This is a genomic window from Lactococcus sp. dk101, assembly GCF_009601055.1.
Lineage (GTDB): Bacteria > Bacillota > Bacilli > Lactobacillales > Streptococcaceae > Lactococcus.
Genome location: NZ_WITI01000006.1, coordinates 69,401 through 93,569, shown reverse-complemented (window position 1 = coordinate 93,569; position 24,169 = coordinate 69,401). Strand labels below are relative to the sequence as shown.

Genomic DNA, 24,169 nt, shown 5'->3' with positions numbered 1-24,169 from the left:
TCGGCTTGGCGTGGATTTGTGCTATAATAGAAGTTATGAAATTAGAAATGATACCTCAGGAGTTCAAGCAGGCGCTTCCTGTTTTAGAAAAAATAATTGAACACGGGTATGAAGCCTATTTCGTGGGAGGCTCTGTCCGTGATGTCTTGCTCGGACGAGAAATACATGACGTGGATATTGCCACCAGTGCTTACCCAGAAGAAATCAAAGCCATTTTTCCTTATACCATTGACGTGGGCATTGAGCATGGAACGGTCTTGGTTTTAGCTGGAAAAACGGAAGCCGAGCATTATGAAGTGACAACCTTTAGGACAGAAAGTCAATACACAGACTATCGCAGACCAGATCATGTTGACTTTGTCCGTGATTTATCCGAAGATTTGAAAAGAAGAGATTTCACAATCAATGCTTTTGCTTGTGGCATTGACGGAGAAATTGTCGATTGTTTTGATGGCTTGACGGATTTGAAAGAACGTCGCATTCGCGCAGTCGGAAAAGCGCAAGAGCGGTTTAACGAAGATGCACTTCGGATTATGCGTGCCATGCGTTTTGCTGCCAGTCTTGATTTTACGATTGAAGAAGAAACTTTTGTGGCCATGAAATCACACGCGCCACTCTTAAATAAAATCTCGGTCGAGCGTATTTTCATCGAATTTGACAAATTATTGCAAGCCAAATCTTATAAAAAGGGGCTTGAAGCCCTCATTCAATCGGAGGCTTGGAAATATCTGCCCGGATTTGATAAAAGAGGCTTGGAAGCTTTGCTGTCAGAGCTGACAGAAGGCTTTGTCTTTGAAAATTCGGCACAGGCTTGGGCAGCCTTTATGGTACGCATTGACCAGGTGGACGTGGTTCAATTTTTACGGCATTGGAAAGTGCCAAATGATTTTATTAAGGACGTGTCCCTGCTGACAGAAGCCTATCAACTTGACCAATGGACGCTTGAAAGTCTTTATAAATTTGGTTTGAGACGTGCCGAGTTGGTTGATGATTTGAAAATCGCCGAAGGCAAACACATTGATAAAGAGATTGCCAAAAAACTGGATGCCGCCTTACAAATCCATGATAAATTTGAATTGAAAGTCTCAGGAAACGACTTACTTCAAGCCTTTCCTGATGATATCAAACCCGGACCAAAATTAGGTTTCATTTTGAAGGAATTGGAAGTCAAAGTGGTTCGCAATGAATTAGTCAATACGCAAGCTTGTTTATTTGACTACATCAAAAATAATTGTCTGTCTCGCTGAAATAGGCGTCAAACAGCACTATAAATTAAAGGAGTAACTATGAAAATTGAAGACCGCCGCAAAGGCTCATGTACAACAATTTTAGTCGGAAAAAAAGCATCTTTGGATGGATCAACCATCATCGCAAGAAATGACGATGGTCATGAAGCACTTGATCCTCAACGCTTTGTTGTGGTAAGTCCAGAAGAACAACCCCGTCATTATGAAGCTGTTTTGTCAGGACTGACCATTGATTTGCCTGAAAATCCAATGGCATATACTTCAACTCCAAACGCTGTCTTGAAAGATGGCATTTGGCCAGCCGCTGGTATCAATTCAGTAAACGTGGCCATGTCAGCAACAGAAACAATCACGACCAATTCACGTGTTTTGGGACTTGACCCTTATGTTGAAGATGGACTTGGAGAAGAAGACATTGTAACCCTTGTCTTGCCATACATCCATTCAGCTCGTGAAGGTGTTATTCGTCTTGGCGAATTGTTGACGACTTATGGAACGTATGAACCCAATGGGATTGCATTTGCTGACCATGACGAAGTCTGGTGGTTGGAAACCATCGGAGGACATCATTGGGCAGCCGTGCGCATTCCAGATGATGCCTATGTTGTGGCACCAAACCGCATGAATATTGACAGCTTTGACTTTGACAGCGAAGATACTATAGCTTCAAGTGATTTGAAAGCCTTTATCGAAGATAATTTGCTCAATCCAGATGATTTGGGTGGCTATGAAACACATTACAATTTGCGCCATATTTTCGGTTCAGATTCAATCAAAGACTCTGTTTACAATAATCCAAGAACCTGGTACGGTCAAAATGTTTTAGGTCAAAAATCAGATGACCCACAAAACGGTGATTTGCCATTTATCTGCCAAGCAACAAAGAAAATTTCTATCGAAGATGTTAAATTTGTCTTGTCAAGTCATTTTGAAAATACAAAATACGATGTTTACGGCACGACAAATACCAAAGAAGAAGGAAAACTCTTCCGTCCAATCGGGATTAACCGTAACCACAGCGTTCACATTTTGCAAGTAAGAAACAATGTCCCTAAAGCAGCAGCTGGTGTACAATGGCTTGCCTTTGGTGCCAATACTTTTAACCATGTGGTTCCTTTCTACACAAACATTTCAGACACACCTGCAAGCTATCGTGATGCTAAAGCCACATATGACCCAACGAACATGTATTGGTTGAGTGCCACAACAGCCGTTCTTGGAGATACCAACTATAATTTGTTTGTTGACTTGCGTGATACCTATGCTTTAAATACCATGGGTAAATTTAGAAACATCCAAAACACGACTGATAAAGGCCTGTCAGCACTGACAAGTCCAGAAGCAATCACTGCTTATCTGACAGAAGCCAACGAAAAACTGGCAGCTGCAGCAGTTGAAGCACAAAACGAATTACTCGGACGCATGGTTGTTCTCGGTTCAGCAAACATGAACCTCCGCTACGACTTTAACGACTAAACAGTCTCAAAAGATAGAATTTTTCTATCTTTTTTCGTTGCCCTTTTTATGAGGTTTAATTTAATAGCCACTATAGCAATTTGTTGAGATTTTGTTTATAATAGTATCTATAGAATACGCGAAAAAGATAAAGGACGGATATGCTAATTTCAAATAACGAAGGAACAATAAATGCATTTAATATTTGGGTAGAAGGTTCAGGATATGACCGATATAAACTTGTGTCATTGAAAGGAAGTCATTATCTTGTTGACTTTGAAACGCATAAATGGCTTATGACAGCTCCTTGGCTGAAATGGGAATTTTCAGTAAATGCTTTGAAGATAACCGATCAACAATTTAATATGTTGAAATACAAGGAGGAAAACAGAATTAGTGGAGGAAGTTCAGCATTGGCATTAGGCTTTCTCCCATTTACTAAGATAATAACTAAAGAAATAATAGCATTACCTCCAACTAATAATTTCGTTATCCTACTGATGGCTATTGCTTTTCCTTATTTACTAAGATTGGTGCTATCGTCGTTCGAAAGATATCGGATGGCTAAATTTATGAAAGTAAAAAAAATAGCCTATACTGGAAAAATCCTTATTCAGAAATCTGAATGGAATCAGAATTATAGAAAAAACTATATTCCGAGAATGCTTTTTGGGTATGGATTATCCCTGATGACGATATTTATTTATTTCACTTATCCAGTTACAAGTGTATTGATTTTAATTATATTACCTCTCTTGATTTTAATAGTAATTTCCCAGGCGAATTCTAGACCATTTTCTTATATGAAATATTGTTATATAGAAAACGTAAATAATTAGAGGAAAAGCATGTTAACAGAAAGACAGCAAATTTTTTATAATAGAATTTCTGAATTATTAACTTTATCAAGTTCAGCAAAACTTAAAGAAAGGAATGTCCTTTTTTTAGCAAAAAATAATATTGAGATGGGGCAAAGTTTTAAATCAACTATTTATCGAATGAGTACTGATTTGTTAGAGTTATCAACTTATAGCAATTTAAGCCTAGATGTCCAAAAGCTTTTAGATGATTTAATTCAAGTTTATGACATTGAACTGCCTGACAAAGAAACGAAAGAGAAATATATATTAGTTAAGGGGAGAAGTCCATATAGTAGTCATTGGGAAAAAAGAGAGAACTTAAAAAAGAATAACAAAGCAATCCGCTTTAGCAAGGTTGAAATAATCAAAGGAGTTTTAATTTCAATAGTATTAGGAGTACTACTGTTCTCTCCGTTATTAAATAATTTGCAAAAAGTCTTAGGAAGTGTATTGTTTTTTTCACTGCTTTCCTTGATTATATTTTTGATGATGCTTTATTTTATCATACATGGAAGAAGGTTATAACTCAAAACTGGACAATAAAAATCTCAGTAAGGGTAATAAGGAACAACTTGTAAAAAATATTTCAAAAGCCGCTGAATGGCTTAAAAACTAGGAGGGGAAATACGATGAGATTATACATTAAAGGAAACTTCAACAAAAAAAACAGACTTGCATATCGTGACCTTGCGGAAAAAATGTGGTTTGACGAAAAAAATGGGAAAGAGCTTGAAATTTCACATGCTGGAAACGATGAAACCCTACAAGAAGATTATTCATTATCCCTCGCTAATGATAAGTGGTTAAATGATTATCGTTGGAATAAAGTTGGAAAAACGTTAACGGATTTCTCTCAAAAGCATGACCACATTACTATGGAATTTGAGGATACACAAGTTACCGACTATCACTCAAAACGAGAATTTCTCATGATAACAACGGAATTTTTGGAAACACTAACTGTCGATAAACGCGCGATGTATATTATGGCAATAGAAGTCGCAAATGCTGTAAATGGCCCAATTAGTGAAGACGATAAAGAGACATGGCTAGGTACTGAGGCGTTCGAAGGAATGCATGAAAAAACACTATCGCTTACTTATGACGAAGCGAATGAGCTTAGTCTTGTAGAAATTAAAACCATAAAGGCTGTTGACGAGCTTTACTATCAACAATTTGACAACGACTAAATAGTATCAAAGATAGAAGTTTTCTATCTTTTTTTGTTGCCCTTTTTTCTTGGTTGTATTTATGTTAGAATAGAAAGATATGAATTTTTTAAAGCATTAAGGAGCATATTTTGAAAAAATTTAAAGGAAGAATTGCAATTTTAGCGGCTATTTTCTTAGCGACTTTCATGACTTCGGTTGAGGTCACGATTGTTACAACAGCCATGCCAACCATTATTTCTGAGTTACACGGCTTAGAAATTCAAAGTTGGGTATTCTCGGTCTATCTGTTGGTTTCTGCCATCACAACACCGCTTTATGGTAAGCTATCAGATAATATCGGACGTAAGAAAATCTTCATGTTTGGCTTAACCATGTTTATCATCGGATCATTTATGTGTGGTTTCGCCAATAGCATGATGACATTGATTATCTATCGGTTAATTCAAGGAATTGGTGCAGGTGCAGTCATGCCTCTGACTTTCACCATTATTGCTGATTTATTTTCTTATGAAGAACGTGCAAATGTGCTGGCTTTCAATAATACGGCTTGGGCCATTTCGGCTTTGGCAGGGCCATTGCTTGGTGGCTGGATTGTTGACCAACTTAGCTGGCATTGGGTTTTTTTCATCAATGTCCCTCTCGGAATTTTGACCATTTTATTGACGGCTTTTGGATACAAAGATTTGCATGCCAAAGCCAGTAAAATCGATATGGACTGGTCAGGGCTTGCCAGCTTGTCTGTTCTTTTGGTCTCACTTTTGATGATTTTCCAAGTCCTTGGCACGACGCCAATCAACTGGGTTATGGAGGCTGTTTTACTTATAGTATTTATTCTCTCGATATTTTGGTTCATCCATAGTGAGAATAAAGCGGCTGACCCTATTTTCCAGTTTAGTCTCTTTAAAAACCGGACTTTTAGCATTCAAATCTTGGTTTCCCTGTTGCTGTCTGGTGCCTTGATTGCCTATAATATTTACTTTCCGATTTGGTTGCAAGCCATTTATCGGGTACCCGCTTTCTTAGCTGGTTTGACCTTGACGCCAAGTTCGGTCATGTGGATGATTTCAGGTTTCTTTGTTGGCTTTTTGATGCGTAAATTTATTGCCAAATATTTGTTCATGGTCATCACAGGTCTTTTGACCTTGGTTTCACTTCCTTTAATCTTTGTTTCTGTCAATTTCTCTATGGTTTATTTTTATATCATTGCAGGGATTGTCGGTGCATGTATGGGAATTGTTCTGACCATGTCAACATTGATAGCGCAAAATTTGGTTCCGAAAGAAAATATCGGGCTTGCCAGTTCGATGATTGTACTTGGTCGGACACTTGGGCAAGCCATGATGACGGGGATTTTTGGCCTTGCTTTTTCACTTGGTATCAACAGCGGACTTGGAAAACACCCTGAATTGAACTTCCAACAGGTCAATGAATTTATCAGTTCTTCGACCGCAAATGCAGTAGCAGCTCAATTTACGACTGCTTTAAATGCTGTGGTTCTGGAAGCCATTCACCATGTTTTCTTTATTGTGGCAATTCTCTGCGCCTTGACCTTTGTCGTTTGTAGCTTTGAAAAAGTAAAAGCTCAAAATGAACTTTAAAAAAGCCATTTACGCTTTATAAGTAAAGCTTATCCTTGCACACAAGTGCCTTAAGGATAGGCTTTTTATGTTATAATGATAAGAGCTGATAAGAAAAAATTAGAACTGGACAGAAAAAAATGGCAGATTTTATTGCACAAAATTTAACGAAAAGTGTTGGAGAAAAAACGGTTTTTGACGGCATTGATTTTATCATTCATGACCTCGATCGCATTGGACTTATGGGGATCAATGGCACAGGAAAAACAACCTTGCTCAATGTCATTTCGGGGCAGACAGGTTTTGATGGTGATGTGTCACCATTTGAGAAGCCGTCAAATTATAGCATGACATATTTGACACAGGAGCCTGATTTTGATGATGATGCCACTATTTTGGATACGGTGTTAGATGACCATTTGCCTCAAATGCGTGCCATCAAAGCTTACGAAACTATTCTGTCAGAGCTGACAGAAGGCAAGATGCCCCAATTTGAACGTATTCAAGCAGACATGGATCGCTTGGACGCTTGGAATGTGGAAGCAGATGTCAAAACCGTCTTGACCAAACTCAATTTGCCAGATGTCAAAAGCAAAATCGGCTCCTTGTCTGGTGGGCAAAAACGCCGTGTCCAACTGGCTCAAGCCTTGGTTAATCCTTCAGACCTGTTATTGTTGGACGAACCAACCAACCATTTGGACGTTGAAACGATTGCATGGCTGCAAAACTATCTGAAAAATGCCAAGAGAACCGTTTTGTTCGTGACCCATGACCGTTATTTCTTGGATCAAGTAGCGACACGTATTTTTGAGCTGGATCATTCACAATTAAAAGAATACCAAGGCAATTATCAAGATTATATAGCAAAAAAAGCAGAAGATGAGGAACGTGAAGCTGCCAGTTCACACAAGGCAAAACAGCTTTACAAGTCTGAACTGGTCTGGATTAGAAAATCGCCTCAAGCGCGTGGTACCAAGCAACAAGCACGTATTTCACGTTTTGAAGATTTGAAAGACAGCCTTCAAACTGAAAAGGCGCTGGGCGATTTGGACATGAATATTGCCAGTAGCAGACTTGGCAAAAAAGTCATTCATTTCAAAGATGCTAGCTTTAGTTTCCCAGATCGTCCAATTTTTAAAGACTTAGAGCTGATTGTTAAACCGCATGCGCGTATCGGGATTGTCGGCGACAATGGGGTTGGAAAATCAACCTTGCTCAATATCATTGCAGGGGAGTTGAGCTTGTCATCAGGCTTGCTTGAGATTGGTGAAACGGTCAACATTGGTTATTTTAGCCAAGAAGTGCGAGGACTTGACGAAAACAAGCGCATCATCAATTTCCTCGAAGAAGTGGCTGCCGCTGCGCATAATACATCAGGAGAAAACATCTCCGTGGTCAACCTGTTGGAGCAATTTTTATTCCCCCGTAGCACGCATGGCACATTGATTTCAAAACTTTCAGGTGGCGAAAAGAAACGTCTTTATCTTTTGAAAATCTTGCTTTTGCAACCTAACGTTTTACTGTTAGACGAACCAACCAATGACTTGGATATTGCTACATTGACAGTTCTTGAAAACTTCTTGGATCAATTTCCAGGCGCAGTTTTGACCGTCTCCCATGACCGTTATTTCCAAGATAAAGTCTCAAATGAACTTTTAGCCTTTGAAAATGGAACAATCGGTCATTATTTCGGCGCTTACAGCGATTATTTGGCTGTTAAAGCAATGGAGAAAGAAAGTGAAAAGGCGGTCAGCGCTGACAAAACGGTGCAGACTAGCCGGCCAGTCCAAAAAGACGCGACAGGTGCAACAGCCAAAGTCAAGTTGACCTATATGGAAAAGAAAGAATGGGAAACCATCGAGGACAGCATTGCGGAACTCGAAAACCGGATTGAAGAAATCGATACCGAGATGAACGAAAATGGCTCCAATAGTGGTCTTTTATTAGATTTGCAAAAAGAACTCGACCAAATCACCAAAACACTCGAAGAAAAATACGAACGCTGGGAATATTTATCTGAACGTGTATGATATTTTCAGTAGAGTAAAAATATGATGTGAAATTATCGATGATTTTCAATGAAGTGAAAATAAAAAAGTTCTAACTGAGAATAAGCAAAATCCTAGATTTACACAAGAAGAGCTTGCGGAATCAATTAAGTTAATGCGAGATTTTATCAAGAAAATTCAAAATGACCTTTAACGAAAAAATTCCCTACATTATTTCAACTAAGTTTCATGGTACAAATCCAAAATTTTTACGTATCATATAGTGGAGGACTGACAAATGAAAGAAAAACAAGATAATAAGATATTTCAAATCCGAAATTCTACCGCAGATTTTTTAATTTTTGCTAAGGAAAATGGCGTTGATAACATTGAAGTGCGAGTTGAAGATAATAATGTTTGGATGACGACGGAATCTTTAGCAAAATTATACGGTAAAGGGCGTTCAACGATTTCAGAGCACTTAAAAGCAGTTTATGCTGATAATGAGCAAGATGAAAATTCAACTTGTCGGAATTTCCGACAAGTTGCTAGTAATGGTAAAACCTATAATTTTAAATATTATAATTTGGAGGCAATCATTGCAGTTGGCTATCGCGTTAAATCCGATGAAGCTATTCATTTTCGTCAGTGGGCAACACGAGTCTTGAAAGCATATACCACGCAGGGATATTTGTTAGACAAAGAACGACTTAAAAATAATGAAATTTTTGATGAAGATTATTTTGAACATTTGCTGGAAGAAATTCAAGAAATTCGAGCGAGTGAGCGCAGAGTCTATCAAAAAATCACAGATATTTATGCTTTGAGCTTTGATTATTCACCACAGAGTTATCTTGCTCAAAATTTCTTCGCAGTTGTACAGAATAAACTTCATTTTGCGATTGTAGGACAGACTGCGGCAGAAATTATTTTTAATCGTGCGGATTCTGAAAAAGAACATATGGGGCTTGCGACTTGGAGAAATGCACCAAATGGAAAAATTGTAAAATCAGATGTTTCTGTGGCTAAAAACTATCTTTCTCAGCTTGAAATTAAAGATTTGAATGAAATCGTGAGTATGTACTTGGATTATGCCACACGACAAGCACGTCGGAATATTCCGATGAGTATGCAAGATTGGCAAGAAAAATTAGATGCCTTTCTGCTGTTCAACGATGAAGAAGTGCTAAAAAATGCTGGGAAGATTAAAGCAGAGGTCGCAAAATCTTTTGCCGAAAGTGAGTTTGAAAAATTTCGTGTGAGGCAAGATAAAGAATATTTATCTGACTTTGATAAATTATTATTGGATTTTGAGGACTAAAATTTGCTTTTTATAATTCTAGTCCATCAAAAGTGGCTCCACTTAACCAGCCAATGTTATTAAGTTAAAGCTAAAAAATCTCAACACGAAACTTATCGGTTGAGATTTTTCTTTTATTTATCGCTGTTAAGAAATAGTATTGCTTAACTGACGTTTTTCTATTTACAAATGAAATTTGGCTTTCAATTTTTTCATAGCCAAGTAGCGATTGCGGGCTTGGTGCATTGATTTTGCACGTTTGGGATTTTTTTTGAAAAAATCTTGATGATAGGCTTCCGCTGGCCAAAATTTTTCACTGTCCAAAATAGGAACCACGATAGGAGCGTTCCAAATGTTAGAAGCTTCCAGTTTTTCTTTGCTGGCTTGTGCAATCTTACGTTGTTGATCATTGTCCACAAAAATGGTTGGCCGGTAATTGTCTCCACGGTCATAGATTTGACCGTCCATGTCAGTTGGGTCAATCAGTGTCCAATACAGTTCGACCAAGTCTTCATAGGAAATCAAGGCATTATCAAATAAAATCTCAACAGCCTCGGTATGCCCACTGTATTTTCCAGTCACTTGATCATAAGTCGGATCATCAATATGTCCGCCTGTATAGCCGCTGGTAATCGAAATGATGCCCGGTTTTTCCTCAAAAGGTTCAACCATACACCAAAAACACCCGCCTGCAAATATTGCTTTTTCAATCATGTTCGCACCTCTTTCTTTAAGCCATTATATCATGAGACCGCTTTAAAAATGATATAATGAGCTCATGGAAAAATGGGATAAGACAGAACTTTTAAATGAACTGTACAATTTAATTTTAAGCAAACACATTCGTACGTTTGAGCGCCAATGTTTACTTGAAACAAAAAAAAATTGAGGCCCAAGTGCCAATCAACAAGGCCTTACGAGAGCTTGAAGTCATGCTCCGTCCGCTTGCGCTTCGCTATACTTTGACTCCAATGGTCACAGACTTTTATCATAAAATAAGTGATGATGGACTATTCGGTACAGGAGTGGGCCGTGTTTTATGATAGAATTGAAACCAAATAAATTCAAAAAAATTGAGTTCTTTAATAATTTGTTGTTTACTTTTAAAGTATCATTATAAACTAATTACATTAGGTTGACTCTCATACTGAAAAAATAACGTTATGCAATTTTTTGGGGGTACTATGTTGAAATAGCTTCTATCCTATGTCACATATATGTTACCACGTATAAAACGACAATTCATTTAGCACGAATATTTATATTAGTTAATTCTAGCTTATTTTTATCTTCGCTTTTTTTATGTATATCACATCATTCCAGTAGTTTGTGAAGCTGTCAGTAGGCCAGGACACAGTGTTGAGGCACCTGAATTTATCTAGCAATCTACGATTGCAAGTAATATTTTTTATTGTGGATGTAAAAAAATAGATCGAATTTCTAGTAGCCTTAACTCTCAAAATATCACACATATTTGAATGTAATTAAAAATACATACAAATATGTGTTGTAGTATTAAAAAGCATATGTTATAATTCATATATCATATTAACTACAAGTGAGAAAAAACGGAGAAACATAAATGACAAAATTAGTAAATTTTTATCTCAACACTCCAAACTCAGAAAAACTTCCACGGCTTTCTCGATATTTTAAGGAAGAAAATATGCTAGAAAGAGAAAATAGAATTTGGGTTATCAATTTAGCCATAAAAGAACTGTTTGACAAGTATGAAGATGAACTCAAAGAATTTGAAGAAAGAGTTAATTAAAGAGTAGAAGATGATTGCTATTGCCCCCAAAACATAGACTTTTCAAAAATGGAAAGTCTTTTCTTATTTCAAATTTGTTTATGATTATATAAATTATATTAGTAGTCACGTTTTACAATCAGGAAGAACCAGATAATATAGATTTTTGTGAGGCGATCTATGCTCCCAAAAATTTTAGTACGAATGTAATAATAAATGAAGTTAAAATCAGAATTATTTAAAGAATCCAAATATAATTCAAGTTTTCAGTAAATAAATCTTTATCATTCGGGACTTAAAAATTGATGTGTTTGAGAAACTTTATCTTAATCTTTCCCTAGATTTGTTTAACAATGAAATAATTCATAGTGACTCCATAGCTTCACCTTATCAATCAAATATAAACTCTCCAAATCTTACCGTACTACTTAAAATTCACTACATTATCAAGTCTTTGAGGTATAAAAAAATTTATATGACTACACAGGCGTCGATAAATTTTTTAGTTTACTAAAGCAGCAAGTATGAATTAGGCATGCATTTAATACTTATGATAAATTTTATAATGTGATAAGTTATTGTTTAGATAACGACAATGGTCCAACAATATCAGATATTGGTGGCCTCCATTATTTGATCGAGAATGGCCTTTTTACAGAAAATTAAATTTCTAAAGCATTTGTTATTAAATGACACGCACTGAATATTAAGAATCTCGGATATTTATTTAGAGGTACGACTGGTATTATAAAAAGCAGAAAGCTTTGAAAAATCATTATGACAAGCGAAATATAAACAAGCGCATACAGTGATTATTCAAGCTTTTTAAGCTTGAATTGTCTTAATATCTGGAATGAAATGGATTATTTGTTGTAAAGAACCGTAAATAGGCTTATATTTACTTCAAGAAAGGCCAAAATCTGATTAAAATGTAATCTAAACTAATGAACAAATAATTATTGAAAAAATTTCGTGGTAATAATACCTGAAGCCAATGAGTAATACTTAGTGACTTAGACGAAATTTTTGAAAAGTATTGAGATTATTCGTGAAATTATTGATAAGTCTGCTATATCGCTCAATATTATCTTGGATAGAGATTTAGTGGGTATTACTTTTGAAATATTTCACAACAGACAAGGGGCGTGAATTCTAAAAGGTCGGTTAATGTGTTTTATTGGAATGCTGATCCCAAACTAGTGGAAATTATATAAGACTATTTGCTGACTACTGTCACAAGATAAAGCAAAACGACTTCAGGCGAAGTCGCTCATATAGAAACTCGGATGAGTTATCATCCAAGGAAAAATATTTAAGTATCAGACCTCAATTCAAAAATTGTGGTGACTAGATTTAAATTATACAATACAGTGTAATTTAAAGTGGAGGAAATAAATAAGGATCATTATAATCCTAATATTATTCCTTATTATAGTTAGAGCATTAATGAAAAAAATTATTTACCATTGTGTTTACTTATGGTATGTAAATTTTTTGTGTGTTAGTCCTCGTTAGGATAGAAGTATTCCAATTCCCTAAGTACTTGCCACATTTCCTTATCCTGTGCTTTAGCTAAGGCGTCTATATCTCTTAAATTTAAGCTTGTTGAATTAGTCTGGGTCTTATTAAAGGATTGATGGAGAGTAGTATAACCATAACCAGAATCTTTTGCTACCCCATAAATTGTAAGAGAATTGTCTTTTAAATATTTTTTTAAGTTAAAATTCAAATAATAGTGTACCTCCTAAATTATTCTATGATATAAATTATATCATATTGCTACAGTGATATGATATAAATTGTATCATATCACTGTAGCAATATGATGTGAAATGCTTTCAGTCATTCATAATTTAAAATATGTAAAAGCCAGACAGTTAATTTTAGACTGAAAGTGATAATCTATGTAAAAATTGACGGGTGAATGTGAATAAGAATACCAATAATTTCAATTGAAATATGCTCATCATTTTTTTATAACCATCTTTATTCTAGGTGTAGGTGATATATAATTATTATTTAATATATTTATTTATTTCCTTTATTATTGTTCTAATATCATGAAAAAAGAAAAAAGACACAAAAATTAGTTTCGTTTAAACAAATCAAACAAAAAATATATAGACACAAAAAAGAAACAATAATGAAAAAAATAAATAAATTATTAAAAAAAGTGAATATTCAGAAAATATTTTTATGTAATATTCATGTATCGATTATTCTCATGCAAAATACACTTCTTGTGTGCTTATTATATAGATATTTTGCTTTTTTTGAAAGATATTAAATTCAAAAAAAGCAAATAAATACAGTTTTACCAATGCTTTTCAGCTTGTTTATAAAAAACAGAATATTTTATAAAATAATTAGTAATTTACTATTGTGTTTTTAAAAAAATATGGTACATTGTAATCATATAACACAATTATGTCATATGTTTGTGTTAAAATAGCTATTTAAAAAATAAAAATTTTGAGGAGGTAAATTACAAAATAATTAAAATATAACAAGAAAGGAAAATGTTATGAAACAGAAATGTCTAAATTATTTAAGCCTCTTAGTAATTTTGCTAAATTTTATTCCAGGGGTTTTGTTTGGAACTAAAGTAGTTTCAGATACCTTAAAAAGCACGTCAGATAATATTGAACTAATTAGTGCAAGCAACCTAAAGGTATCATACAATGTTACTGAAACAACCGAAAGGAATCTCTGGGAAGTTAAGTATCAAATAATTGATACTGATTTGATGTCTAAACAAAAACTGAAATTTAGTTTTAACTCGGATGCAAACTTGACTATCACTTCAAGTAATAATTGGAGTAATACGAGCCAATCAACATATAACTCAGAATTTACCCAATCGGAAGAAGGTACATTTCAAGTCTCATCGACTAAAGATATAGAAAATATTTTCCTAAGTATTCAGATGGATACTCAAAAAATTATCGGTAAAAATACAATTGTTGATGAGGATGTTTTGTCTGCTGATGTTGGAAAAACTTATAAGCTAAGTATTCCTGAGCAGACAGAAGAATCTAGATCTCAATCAGAAACATCATTTTCATCAGAGTCGAAATCTAGTACATCCACTCGTGAGGGGGCAACAAATAGCAGCACAAAGAGTGAAAAAAGCCAATCTTCCTCAACAAATTCAAGTGTAAAAATTACTCAATCTGTAGTTTATCCTTCAAACTTTGCTCTCAGTACTACACTTTCTGCGACACTTTTTGAAAATTTTTCACCAAAGTATACTCAAGATTCCACTGGAACATATCCCACAAATAGCTGGACATCTACTGGAAATACAACTGTAGTCAACCACCAAGGAAATAAAAATGCTTCAAGTACTTGGGATGGACTTACGAGTTGGAGTGGAGATCCTACTAATCAGACAAATTCATATATAGAATATGGAGGTATAGGGAGTAATGCCGATTTTGCAATTCGTAAATACGCAAAAGAGACAAGTACTCCAGGGTTGTATGATGTCTACTTAAATATTCGTGGAAACACACAAAAGAATATCAAGCCCTTGGATATTGTCCTCGTTGTTGACATGTCCGGATCTATGGAACCCGATAGGGCATCTGCAACACGAGCGGGAGTTAAACAATTCCTTCAGGCAATTCAAGATGCGGGATTGGGTGCGTATGTTAATGTAGGGTTAGTTGGATTCTCTAGCCCAGGTGAATATGCCACAGGAGCTAACGGTTATATTACAGTTCCTATGTCTAATGTATCAAATTCACAAGCAACAAGTATCAATAATAAGCTAAATGTAACTTTCTCAGGAGGAACATTCACACAGTTAGGAATTCGCCAAGGAACACAAATGCTACAAAGTGACACAAGTGGTCATGATAAAATGATGATTCTTTTAACGGATGGTGTCCCGACGTTCAGTTACCATATTAATAGTGCAGTTAATGAAAATTCTGTTGTTTTTGGTACAACATTCAACACGACGATTGAAGCTCAAGGTTTTACTTCTAAGTTTGTAACTCCTTATAATGTTTCAGGACAATCAATACCAGATACATGGGCAGCGACTTTGGGTGAAGCTAGATTATCAAAGAATAGTGGTATTCAGCTACATACACTGGGGATTCAACTTGGCCCAGATACTTCTAATAATGTAACCTATTTATCGACTGGGCAAGTAAGGGCGAAAGCTTCACTGATAGCATCTCCAGCTAAATATGAAGATGCACAAACATCTTCTGATATTCAAACGTATTTGATGAATCAAGCGAAAGATGTAGTTAGTAGTTTTAATACCGTAATAAATGGATCAATTTCGGATCCTATTGGTTCACAATTTATTTATAACGGAACCCCAGATATAAAGAGTGTTGGAACCACGGCAGTGACAAGCCTACCTAGTGTAACAGTAAGTAACGGCACACTAAGTTCTTCAGGAATCAATCTAGGCTCAGGTCAAGAAATTCAAATTCACTATCAAGTTCGACTTAACACAGAAACGAGTGATTTTGTACCAGGTCAATGGTACCAGATGAATGGTAGAACAACCTTTGCACCTAATATTGCGAATCCGGACAACAAAGTTGACTTTGGTGTTCCATCCGCAAAAGGTGAAGGTGTAAGCCTTACATTTAATAAAACTTGGGAAGAATATGATGGTGACACCTCCCTACGTCCATCAAGTATTACATATCAAGTCACTCGAAAGAATACCACGCAAACAAATGCATGGCAATTAGGATATATTGATGTCACCGGAACAAACCAACAAAACAGTTGGACGGTAACTACACAACAATTGGCAACTATAAAGGGTGGACAAAAAATTCTATGGTTACCTAAATACAATACGAATGGAGTCGCATTCACTTACTCCATCTCTAACGAAATTTCCGTACCTGGTTATGATTCTACTCAAGTAGATGCAACAACGTATAAAAATGTGAAACAATTTATCCCGCTTCAACTTACAGTTACTAAAAAAGATAATCTTGGAAATAATCTTCCTGGAGCAAAATTTAAGTTAACTTTGAATGGTACAGAAATTACAGGGACTACCGATTCAAATGGGTATACTTTTAAATACTCAGGACTTAAACCAGGCACCTATACTCTAGAAGAAACACAAGCACCTGATGGGTACACGATTTTAACCAAGACATTCACAATTGTTATCCAAAGCAACGGTAAAGTTTTAGTAGATAATAAAGAAGTTACTGTTGATAATCATAATATTCAAATTAATGTAACAAACCAGATGAAAGGTGTTTTACCTCAAACTGGTGGATCTGGTCCAATTATTTACTGGATTGTTGGAAGTTTGTTATTCATAATGTTTATCATCACTGGATTATTTTATCTTAATGGTAAACGCAAGAATGTGAAATAAAAACTTTTAAACATAATGTAATTAATTGAATTGTACCCGGAGTAAAAAATAAAAAATAATAATAATAATAATTCAAGCTTATTATTGGAGGATAGTATGAAAAAACCAAAATTTATCAAAGTAGCACTTACTTTGTTACTTGGAATCTCGGCCCTTGCTGCTACCCATAATATGGGATATGCCGATGATACCGTTACCGACACAACCACTAAAATTACGATCAATAAATTGATTTGGAATGACCAAGCACCAGCCGATTTTCAAAATACTGGGGAAACCATGACTTTTGATGGATCAGCTACTCCATTGAATGGATCCGAATTTACTGTTTATGATGTTTCATCGAAATATTATGAATACATTGCAGGAAGCGACCAAAAAACTGCACTGAGTAAGATTCAAACAGACGCTGCACAAGGTGCTCCGACTTATGCAACAGTTGTTACATCAAAAGTGACTGCTGGTGCAGGGCAAGCTGTCTTTGACAACTTACCTATGAAGACAACAGATGGTAAATACAAAGTATATCTCTTCTTGGAAACTAAAACTCCAGATAATATCACAGTTACGAAGTTGTCTGCTCCACTTGTCATCGCACTTCCAATTTACAAGTTAGATGCCAATCAAAAACCAACAGATACGCTTAATACAAACATTCAACTTTATCCAAAAAATGTAACTTCAAAGGATACTAAAGAGTTTGTCAATGTGGGAAGCTTTAGCCAAGTTACAATAGGTGATCAAACATTTGCGAACGTTTCCACTGGTGATACCTTAAACTATGCATTGACTGTTAATATTCCTGCTAACATTGGTAACCCAACAGCCGTTACTAGCTACAAAGTTTCCGATACACCAACAACTGGCTTAGCTTTAGTAAATGGAACTGTTGTAGTAACTGGCCTAACTGCAGGCACTGATTATAATATCACTTATGTAAATGGCGGATTCACAATTGACTTTGTTCTCACAAGTGCGAAAGTTAAAGCTCTTGCAGGTCAAAAATTGAAAATTACTTATGACATGAAGTTAACTGCAGAAGTAGATCCAAACTCACTTGAATCGAATAAAGCCAATGTTCAAATTAACAATGGCCCTAATCAAGAAATCACACCTCCAACACCCGTTGGTACAGGTGGATACCAGTTTGTTAAAAAAGATGCAAGTACTGGCAAAACACTTTCGGGTGCTGAATTTGTAATTGCGAATAAAGACCAAACTAAATTTGCCAAATTCCAAAGTGCAAAAAATTCCAGAGGCGAATATGTATTTGACCAATGGGTGACATCGAAAGCTGATGCAACGACAGTCGTTTCAGGTTCTGATGGTTCTTTCAAAGTAATTGGACTTACAAACGGGGATTACGTTCTTAATGAAACAAAAGCCCCATCGTCTGATTATGTTTTACTTAAAGATGGAACAATTACGTTCACTGTAGAGCATGGAAAATATGGTTCAGCCGTGTTAGAAGTTAAAAATACTCAAAAAGGATTGCTTCCATCAACCGGTGGTGCAGGAATCCTTGGATATCTTGCACTCGGCTTGCTTATGATTATGGTTTCAGTGCTTTGGTATAGAAAAAAAGGTAAAATTGCATAAAGGTTCGATTTAAGAATAAACTGGGGCCTTCCCAGTTTATTTTTTAATAAGATATTAAAAATGACTATGGAGGTAAAATGAAAAACCAAAAAAATGGAAAAAACTCGATAGTTATTAAATTAATTATGCTTTTACTCTTCGTTTCAGGCATATTAGTTATATCGTATCCATTTATTTCTAATACTGTTAATAATTTATACGACCAAAGTGTGATTACCAATTATCAAAAAGAGTATTCTAAGTTAACTGCTAAAGAAAAAAATGAACGACTAGCTGAGTTGGAAAGTGAAAACAAAAAAACTGATAAAAGAAAATGCTTTAACGAACATTCCAGGAATGGGAGATGTTAAAGATCCATTTTCTTCAGGAAAAGAAAAAAACAAATCAGTGACTGAAAAATACTTGAATTCACACTTAATTGGAGCAATATATATTCCTAAAATCGATGTGAGTTTACCTTTATACGATGAAACGAATGATGTTTTGTTAGATGAAGGAGCTACTGTATTGCAAGGCTCATCATTTCCTATAGGTGGGGATGGTACCCACTCAGTCATTACTGGTCACAGCGGTGTCCCCGAAAAGAAATTATTTACCGATTTAGATAAATTGAGTAAGGGAGATAAATTTTATATCGAAGTAGAAGGCAAAAAGCTGGCCTACAAAATTGTCAAATTTAAGACAGTTCTACCTAATCAACTGGACAGTTTAAAAATTGACGCAAATTTAGATCAGGTTACCCTTGTAACTTGCACACCTTATATGGTTAACACCCATCGATTATTGGTCACCGGCGTCAGAACTACATATGTGAACAATGAAACGACCAGTCAAATAAAAAATATTAAATACAAGCATATCAAACAGATGATAATAATTTTAGCATTGATATTCTTGATATTTGTGATATTTATATGGATTGTTGTGAAAAACTGCTTAGGTCATAATAAGGCAACTTAACGATAAGTAATGTCACAATCCTGTTAACTAAAGTTCAAATAGTATAGTTATAATGATAACAATGAGGATATCATGTATTCTTAAAGATGTTATAGAGTGGCTATTAAAAATAGATAAAATAATTTTAGTATATTATCTAGTACTTTTGAAATACAGATGGTTCTTTTGAATAGAACATCATTTATAAATTGGGAAGGAACTAAATTATGATATAATGTTCTCATAACTGTTTCTAAAATAATTATTTTTTTAAGAAGCACACGAACTCAAGCTCGGTGCTTTTATAAATTGAGAGAAGACTGAACTTAATTTAGGGATGAAAGTATTCGAGTTGTTCAAACTTTGATAAAAGCACGGACTTATTTTATATATACGGTCTTCCGTTTTTAACTGTTTTATTATAGGTAATATTTTGTGATAGAATACAAATAGTAGGATAAATGAAAAAATAATTATGAATGAGTTAAAATTCAAACAAATTTAGAATGAAGGAAAACAAAAATGGCTTACGCAGACCAGATTTTTAAAGGAAACATCCAAAATATCTTAGATAATGGTGTTTTTTCAGAGCAAGCCCGTCCAAAATACAAGGATGGTAAAACAGCAAATAGCAAGTATATCACAGGCGCATTTGCTGTTTATGATTTAGAAAATGGTCAATTTCCAATTACAAGTTTACGACCCATTCCAATCAAAAGTGCTATTAAAGAATTGATGTGGATTTATCAAGATCAAACCAGTGATTTGAGTGTTTTGAAAGAAAAATATGGTGTCAATTACTGGGACGAATGGGAAGTCGGAACGACAGGAACTATCGGTCAACGTTACGGTGCGACGGTCAAAAAATACGACATCATTGGGAAACTTTTGGCAGGTTTAGAAAAAAATCCCTGGAACCGCAGAAATATCATTAATTTATGGCAATATGAAGATTTTGAAGCTACTGAAGGCTTGTTGCCATGTGCTTTTCAGACCATGTTTGAAGTAAGACGTCAAGCCGACGGTCAAATCTATCTTGATGCGACCCTAATCCAACGCTCAAACGATATGTTAGTCGCGCATCACATCAATGCTATGCAATATGTGGCACTCCAAATGATGATTGCGAAACACTTCTCTTGGAAAGTCGGCAAATTCTTCTATTTTATCAATAATCTTCATATTTACGACAATCAATTTGAACAAGCCAACACATTATTATCACGTACACCGAGTGAAAAAGAAGCCCGTCTGGTTCTGAATGTACCTGACGGAACCAACTTCTTTGACATTAAGCCAGAGGATTTCGAACTCGTTGACTATGAACCAGTCAAACCACAATTACGCTTTGACTTGGCAATCTAATAGAGAAAGCTAAAATGACCAAATTACTTTTTGATATTGACAACACACTGCTTGATTTTGACCAGGCAGAATATGCTGCTTTAGGAAAAATATTTGAGGCCTATCAAATTCCAGATACGGAAGAAAATAGAGCCATTTATGACCGTGAAAACAAAGCCCTTTGGCTCCAGCTTGAACAAGGCAATCTTTCACGTGAAAACTTGATTGCGCAACGCTTCGTTCGCTTTTTTGAGGCGCTTGAGCTTGTTGGAGATTTCGACGGGCCTGCTATCGATGAAGCCTATCAAACCTATCTTTCACAGGGCCATCAACTGATGGAGCATGCGCAAGAGCTGCTTGACCATCTGTCTGAGACAGACCATCAGCTCTATATTGTTAGCAATGGCTTGTCACGTGTTTCGAGACCACGAATTGAGGCTTCGGGTATTTTACCTTATTTTTCAAACGTTTTTATTAGCGAAGAAGTAGGCGCGCAAAAACCGAGTTTGGCCTTTTTTGAGCATGTTTTTGATCAGATTGACTTTGACTCAAAAGACGAATTTATCATCATTGGGGACAGTTTAACCTCTGACATTCAAGGTGGTAAGAACGCAGGTATCACAAGCATTTGGTACAATCCCAAAGGACAGACTGCTGATCAGAACATCACAGCAGATGTCGAGATTTCGGATCTCTTAGACCTCTTGTCAGTACTGACAACAAAATAATAAATGAAAAACAGCTTAGGCTGTTTTTTTCTTTTGTAATTAATGAACTGGCTTAAACGCTAAAAATATGGTAGAATATATTTTATAGAATACAGAAGCTTATAAAAAAAACTTATGAAAAATTATCATTAAATTTGAATGAAAGCCTCATGATTGGACGAAATTTGGCTGATTTATTGTGCTATAATTCAAAGAATAAAAAAGGTGAGGTGATGCATGAATAAGCGACTAAATAAAAAAAGAATGAAAACAATTCCCTTGCTCGTCCTTATCATTATCATGATTGGACTGAGCTTTTTACTTGGCAGACAAAGTGTTGCGGCTCAAAAAAGGAGCACACAAGGAAAAACAATCGCCTCATCAAGTAGCAGCACAACAAAGATAATAACAGCAACAAGTACAAGCAGTAGCGTCATCCCGACTTTTTATATCACGGGTTCAGGAGGAACTGCTCATCCGTTAGACCGGCTTATTGAGGGCATGTTTCCAACCCTCAGCCCGCAAAAAGACTGCTTAAATTTACAAGTTGACATTTCTAAAAATGATAAATTGAACGTATCTGGTAGCATCAATCCGCTGGATAAAACGCCGATTATCGAGTTTGCTACTGTTAAAGGAACCATCAGCGGTGAGATTTATGCTAAAGCCATCAAAGTGGCCATGGATTATTTGGTCAGCAAATACCATTACCAAGCCATCAATTTGGTCGGTTATTCGTCTGGGGGAACTGGAGCAATCTACTACATGATGGATTATGCCAATGTAGCCAACTTGCCTAAAGTCAAAAAGTATCTTTCACTTGATGGCGAATACAATACGGAAGCACATTTTCAAGTGGGCGAGACTTTGACGTCGCTTTTGACCAATGGTCCAATTCTAAAAACGCCCATGTATGATTATATCGCTGCCCATTACAGCTAAATCAGTCCAGAGACGCAAATTTATCTCCTAGAAGGAAATTGGAATACTGCTGAACAAACGGACGGCGCTATTCCTTGGGCAGATACTTTTTCCATTTACCATTTGTTAATGGCAAATAAAAATCCTGTTTCCATTTACCTTTATCCGACCCAATACAAGCACGGTCGAGTGGTTTTAGAACCATTGGTTCAAAACTACATCAAGAAAATCATTTATTAAAGGCGAAATGGAGCAGTTGAAAATGAGTCAAGGAGAGAAATAAGAAGAGGTTATAAAATATGAAACATCAAGCATTCTGGAAATACATAGCAAAAACGCTCTTTTATTTTATCATCATTGTCGTTTTACTTTATCTCTATTCATACAGCCATACAGGTGGAGCGCACTTTATTTATAACGAATTTTAAACACCAAAGGGGGAAAAGAAATGACACTATTAGAACAAATTTTTGAAGTTGCCAAACAAAATCCAGATCAGATAGCATTATCAGAAAGTAGTCAAGATTATAGTTACAGCGATTTATTTCAAGCGATTGAAGCAATTTCAAACCAAATAGATGAGTCCCAAGGATCAAGTCGTCCAATAATGGTTTTAGGTAAAAATGACTTCTTGACTTTAGCTAGTATGTTGGCTGTTTCTAAGACAGGGCGTGCCTATATTCCGATTGATGCGCATACGCCACTTGAACGCGTTGAAATGATTGTGAATGCTTCAAAACCAAGTCTCATTTTGACGACAAGCCCAGTAGAAGAAGACTTGAAAAAGCTGTTGGGGCACACCTTGGCTATCTCTTATCAAGGCCAACCTGATTTTGATTGGGAGCAAGTGGACTTGCGCAAAAGTGTCTCAGGAAATGACAGCAACTATATCATCTATACATCAGGGACAACAGGAATTCCCAAAGGTGTTGAAGTGACGCATGATAATCTAGCTTCATTTACAGACTGGATGAACCAAGATTTCCAGAAAATTGAACATAATCATTTCTTGGAACAGGCCTTATACAGTTTTGATTTGTCTATTTTTTCAATTTATCCCTGTTTGACGACAGGTGGAACTTTGGTTTCTCTATCACGAGAGGAAACAACAAACTTTAAACGCTTGTTTGAGCGAATCAATAACAGTGAAATCAATACTTGGATTTCAACACCTTCATTTGTCGATATTTGTTTGCTTGATCCGTCATTCGTTGCCGAAAAGCACCCTGATTTACAACAATTTATTTTTTGTGGGGAAGAATTAACGGTTAAAACGGCAAAAAAATTACTGGAACGTTTTCCAAATGCCGCCGTTTATAATACTTATGGGCCAACGGAAGCAACAGGCGCAATCAGCCAGCTTTTATTGACGCCTAAACTCCTTCAAGGATTAGACCGAATTCCATTGGGCTATGCCAAACCTGGTGTCGAAGTCAAAATCTTGGACGGAGAATTGATTATCGTGGGTGATTCAGTTGCCAAAGCTTATTTTGAAAATCCTGAAAAAACCAAGCAAGCTTTCTTTGAAATTGCTAATCAAAAGGCTTATCATTCGGGTGACGTTGGAAGTATTGACGCTGATGGCTTGCTTCATTATCAAGGCAGACTAGATTTTCAAGTCAAATTCAATGGCTTTAGAATTGAATTGCAAGATATTGAAGCACACTTGCTTCGGATTGAAGCCGTTGAAAAGGCGATTGTCCTACCAAAAACAGACCCTCAACATAAAGTGGTTGGCTTAGTTGCTGTCTTAAAGGCAAGCCAAAAATTTGAAAACAAGGCAGAAGAACGGGCATATAGTAAAAGTTTAAAGGCAGAACTTTTGAAAAGTATCATGGATTATATGTTGCCCACACAATATGTCTTTGTAAATGACTTTCCACTAAACGCTAACGGAAAAATAGATAGAAAGCTGCTTGCGGCGCAAGTATTGGGTTAA

General features: G+C 35.8%; 19 protein-coding genes and 2 pseudogenes. 19 read left to right on the top strand and 2 right to left on the bottom strand.

Going from position 1 to position 24,169, the window contains the following annotated elements; all coding sequences use genetic code 11:
- The first annotated feature begins 35 nt into the window (after positions 1–35).
- The 8 genes from GHI45_RS06400 (at position 36) to GHI45_RS06365 (ending at position 9,620) form a co-directional block, all read left to right on the top strand.
- Positions 36–1,247 carry a CCA tRNA nucleotidyltransferase gene (locus GHI45_RS06400; RefSeq protein ID WP_147779985.1) on the top strand — a complete coding sequence of 404 codons (1,212 nt, stop codon included), beginning with the start codon at positions 36–38 and terminating at the stop codon, positions 1,245–1,247.
- Between the two features lie 39 nt (positions 1,248–1,286).
- Positions 1,287–2,723: a C69 family dipeptidase gene (locus tag GHI45_RS06395; protein WP_147779984.1), complete on the top strand. Its 1,437-nt coding sequence runs from the start codon at positions 1,287–1,289 to the stop codon at positions 2,721–2,723.
- Between the two features lie 140 nt (positions 2,724–2,863).
- Positions 2,864–3,541 (top strand): DUF443 family protein, encoded by a 678-nt coding sequence (locus tag GHI45_RS06390; RefSeq protein ID WP_147779983.1) that lies wholly within the window; start codon positions 2,864–2,866, stop codon positions 3,539–3,541.
- Positions 3,542–3,550: 9 nt separating this feature from the next.
- Positions 3,551–4,087, top strand: a complete 537-nt coding sequence (locus GHI45_RS06385; protein ID WP_147779982.1) for a hypothetical protein — start codon at positions 3,551–3,553, stop codon at positions 4,085–4,087.
- Between the two features lie 104 nt (positions 4,088–4,191).
- A complete protein-coding gene (locus tag GHI45_RS06380; RefSeq protein ID WP_147779981.1) occupies positions 4,192–4,752 on the top strand; it encodes a hypothetical protein in 561 nt (186 codons plus the stop codon).
- 110 nt (positions 4,753–4,862) lie between these two features.
- Positions 4,863–6,332, top strand: coding sequence for an MFS transporter (locus GHI45_RS06375; RefSeq protein ID WP_228386034.1), 1,470 nt, complete (start codon positions 4,863–4,865; stop codon positions 6,330–6,332).
- Between the two features lie 119 nt (positions 6,333–6,451).
- Positions 6,452–8,341 carry an ABC-F family ATP-binding cassette domain-containing protein gene (locus GHI45_RS06370; RefSeq protein WP_147779980.1) on the top strand — a complete coding sequence of 630 codons (1,890 nt, stop codon included), beginning with the start codon at positions 6,452–6,454 and terminating at the stop codon, positions 8,339–8,341.
- 256 nt (positions 8,342–8,597) lie between these two features.
- The gene (locus tag GHI45_RS06365) at positions 8,598–9,620 is read left to right on the top strand and encodes a virulence RhuM family protein (protein WP_147779979.1); all 1,023 of its coding nucleotides are present in this window, start codon (positions 8,598–8,600) and stop codon (positions 9,618–9,620) included.
- Positions 9,621–9,782: 162 nt separating this feature from the next.
- Here GHI45_RS06365 and msrA read toward each other — a convergent pair whose 3' ends face one another.
- Positions 9,783–10,313: a peptide-methionine (S)-S-oxide reductase MsrA gene (gene msrA / locus GHI45_RS06360; protein WP_147779978.1), complete on the bottom strand. Its 531-nt coding sequence runs from the start codon at positions 10,311–10,313 to the stop codon at positions 9,783–9,785.
- Positions 10,314–10,377: 64 nt separating this feature from the next.
- On the opposite strand from msrA, the pseudogene GHI45_RS06355 reads away from it, so the two are divergent.
- Positions 10,378–10,642 (top strand): annotated as a pseudogene (locus GHI45_RS06355) (bacteriocin immunity protein).
- A 539-nt stretch (positions 10,643–11,181) separates the two neighbouring features.
- Positions 11,182–11,370: a hypothetical protein gene (locus GHI45_RS06350; protein ID WP_147779977.1), complete on the top strand. Its 189-nt coding sequence runs from the start codon at positions 11,182–11,184 to the stop codon at positions 11,368–11,370.
- A gap of 1,480 nt (positions 11,371–12,850) precedes the next feature.
- Here the strand turns inward: GHI45_RS06350 and GHI45_RS06345 are convergent.
- Positions 12,851–13,078 (bottom strand): transcriptional regulator, encoded by a 228-nt coding sequence (locus GHI45_RS06345; protein ID WP_147779976.1) that lies wholly within the window; start codon positions 13,076–13,078, stop codon positions 12,851–12,853.
- Positions 13,079–13,873: 795 nt separating this feature from the next.
- Here GHI45_RS06345 and GHI45_RS06340 point away from each other — a divergent pair.
- The 9 genes and pseudogenes from GHI45_RS06340 (at position 13,874) to dltA (ending at position 24,169) form a co-directional block, all read left to right on the top strand.
- On the top strand, positions 13,874–16,720 hold the full coding sequence (locus GHI45_RS06340) for a SpaA isopeptide-forming pilin-related protein (RefSeq protein ID WP_147779975.1): 2,847 nt from the start codon (positions 13,874–13,876) through the stop codon (positions 16,718–16,720).
- Positions 16,721–16,816: 96 nt separating this feature from the next.
- Entirely contained in the window at positions 16,817–18,319 is a 1,503-nt protein-coding gene (locus GHI45_RS06335; protein ID WP_147779974.1) for a SpaH/EbpB family LPXTG-anchored major pilin, read from the top strand.
- Positions 18,320–18,396: 77 nt separating this feature from the next.
- Complete coding sequence (locus GHI45_RS11395) at positions 18,397–18,669, top strand: hypothetical protein (protein ID WP_228386033.1); 273 nt, start codon at positions 18,397–18,399, stop codon at positions 18,667–18,669.
- Complete coding sequence (locus GHI45_RS06330; protein WP_255471393.1) at positions 18,656–19,279, top strand: class C sortase; 624 nt, start codon at positions 18,656–18,658, stop codon at positions 19,277–19,279. Before GHI45_RS11395 ends, GHI45_RS06330 begins: the two co-directional genes overlap by 14 nt.
- A 501-nt stretch (positions 19,280–19,780) precedes the next feature.
- Positions 19,781–20,623 carry a thymidylate synthase gene (locus GHI45_RS06325; protein ID WP_147779973.1) on the top strand — a complete coding sequence of 281 codons (843 nt, stop codon included), beginning with the start codon at positions 19,781–19,783 and terminating at the stop codon, positions 20,621–20,623.
- A gap of 14 nt (positions 20,624–20,637) precedes the next feature.
- On the top strand, positions 20,638–21,330 hold the full coding sequence (locus GHI45_RS06320; protein WP_147779972.1) for a YjjG family noncanonical pyrimidine nucleotidase: 693 nt from the start codon (positions 20,638–20,640) through the stop codon (positions 21,328–21,330).
- Between the two features lie 216 nt (positions 21,331–21,546).
- Positions 21,547–22,470 (top strand): annotated as a pseudogene (locus GHI45_RS06315) (alpha/beta hydrolase).
- Between the two features lie 59 nt (positions 22,471–22,529).
- Positions 22,530–22,658: a teichoic acid D-Ala incorporation-associated protein DltX gene (locus tag GHI45_RS06305; protein ID WP_147779969.1), complete on the top strand. Its 129-nt coding sequence runs from the start codon at positions 22,530–22,532 to the stop codon at positions 22,656–22,658.
- 20 nt (positions 22,659–22,678) lie between these two features.
- Positions 22,679–24,169 (top strand): D-alanine--poly(phosphoribitol) ligase subunit DltA, encoded by a 1,491-nt coding sequence (gene dltA / locus GHI45_RS06300; protein WP_147779968.1) that lies wholly within the window; start codon positions 22,679–22,681, stop codon positions 24,167–24,169.

Excerpts from the sequence above, each read along its gene's own strand:
- GHI45_RS06400 (WP_147779985.1), top strand. The coding sequence starts at position 36 with ATGAAATTAGAAATGATACCTCAGGAGTTCAAGCAGGCGCTTCCTGTT.
- GHI45_RS06395 (WP_147779984.1), top strand. The coding sequence starts at position 1,287 with ATGAAAATTGAAGACCGCCGCAAAGGCTCATGTACAACAATTTTAGTC.
- GHI45_RS06390 (WP_147779983.1), top strand. The coding sequence starts at position 2,864 with ATGCTAATTTCAAATAACGAAGGAACAATAAATGCATTTAATATTTGG.
- GHI45_RS06385 (WP_147779982.1), top strand. The coding sequence starts at position 3,551 with ATGTTAACAGAAAGACAGCAAATTTTTTATAATAGAATTTCTGAATTA.
- GHI45_RS06380 (WP_147779981.1), top strand. The coding sequence starts at position 4,192 with ATGAGATTATACATTAAAGGAAACTTCAACAAAAAAAACAGACTTGCA.
- GHI45_RS06370 (WP_147779980.1), top strand. The coding sequence starts at position 6,452 with ATGGCAGATTTTATTGCACAAAATTTAACGAAAAGTGTTGGAGAAAAA.
- GHI45_RS06365 (WP_147779979.1), top strand. The coding sequence starts at position 8,598 with ATGAAAGAAAAACAAGATAATAAGATATTTCAAATCCGAAATTCTACC.
- msrA (WP_147779978.1), bottom strand. The coding sequence starts at position 10,313 with ATGATTGAAAAAGCAATATTTGCAGGCGGGTGTTTTTGGTGTATGGTT.
- GHI45_RS06350 (WP_147779977.1), top strand. The coding sequence starts at position 11,182 with ATGACAAAATTAGTAAATTTTTATCTCAACACTCCAAACTCAGAAAAA.
- GHI45_RS06340 (WP_147779975.1), top strand. The coding sequence starts at position 13,874 with ATGAAACAGAAATGTCTAAATTATTTAAGCCTCTTAGTAATTTTGCTA.
- GHI45_RS06335 (WP_147779974.1), top strand. The coding sequence starts at position 16,817 with ATGAAAAAACCAAAATTTATCAAAGTAGCACTTACTTTGTTACTTGGA.
- GHI45_RS11395 (WP_228386033.1), top strand. The coding sequence starts at position 18,397 with ATGAAAAACCAAAAAAATGGAAAAAACTCGATAGTTATTAAATTAATT.
- GHI45_RS06330 (WP_255471393.1), top strand. The coding sequence starts at position 18,656 with ATGGGAGATGTTAAAGATCCATTTTCTTCAGGAAAAGAAAAAAACAAA.
- GHI45_RS06325 (WP_147779973.1), top strand. The coding sequence starts at position 19,781 with ATGGCTTACGCAGACCAGATTTTTAAAGGAAACATCCAAAATATCTTA.
- GHI45_RS06320 (WP_147779972.1), top strand. The coding sequence starts at position 20,638 with ATGACCAAATTACTTTTTGATATTGACAACACACTGCTTGATTTTGAC.
- GHI45_RS06305 (WP_147779969.1), top strand. The coding sequence starts at position 22,530 with ATGAAACATCAAGCATTCTGGAAATACATAGCAAAAACGCTCTTTTAT.
- dltA (WP_147779968.1), top strand. The coding sequence starts at position 22,679 with ATGACACTATTAGAACAAATTTTTGAAGTTGCCAAACAAAATCCAGAT.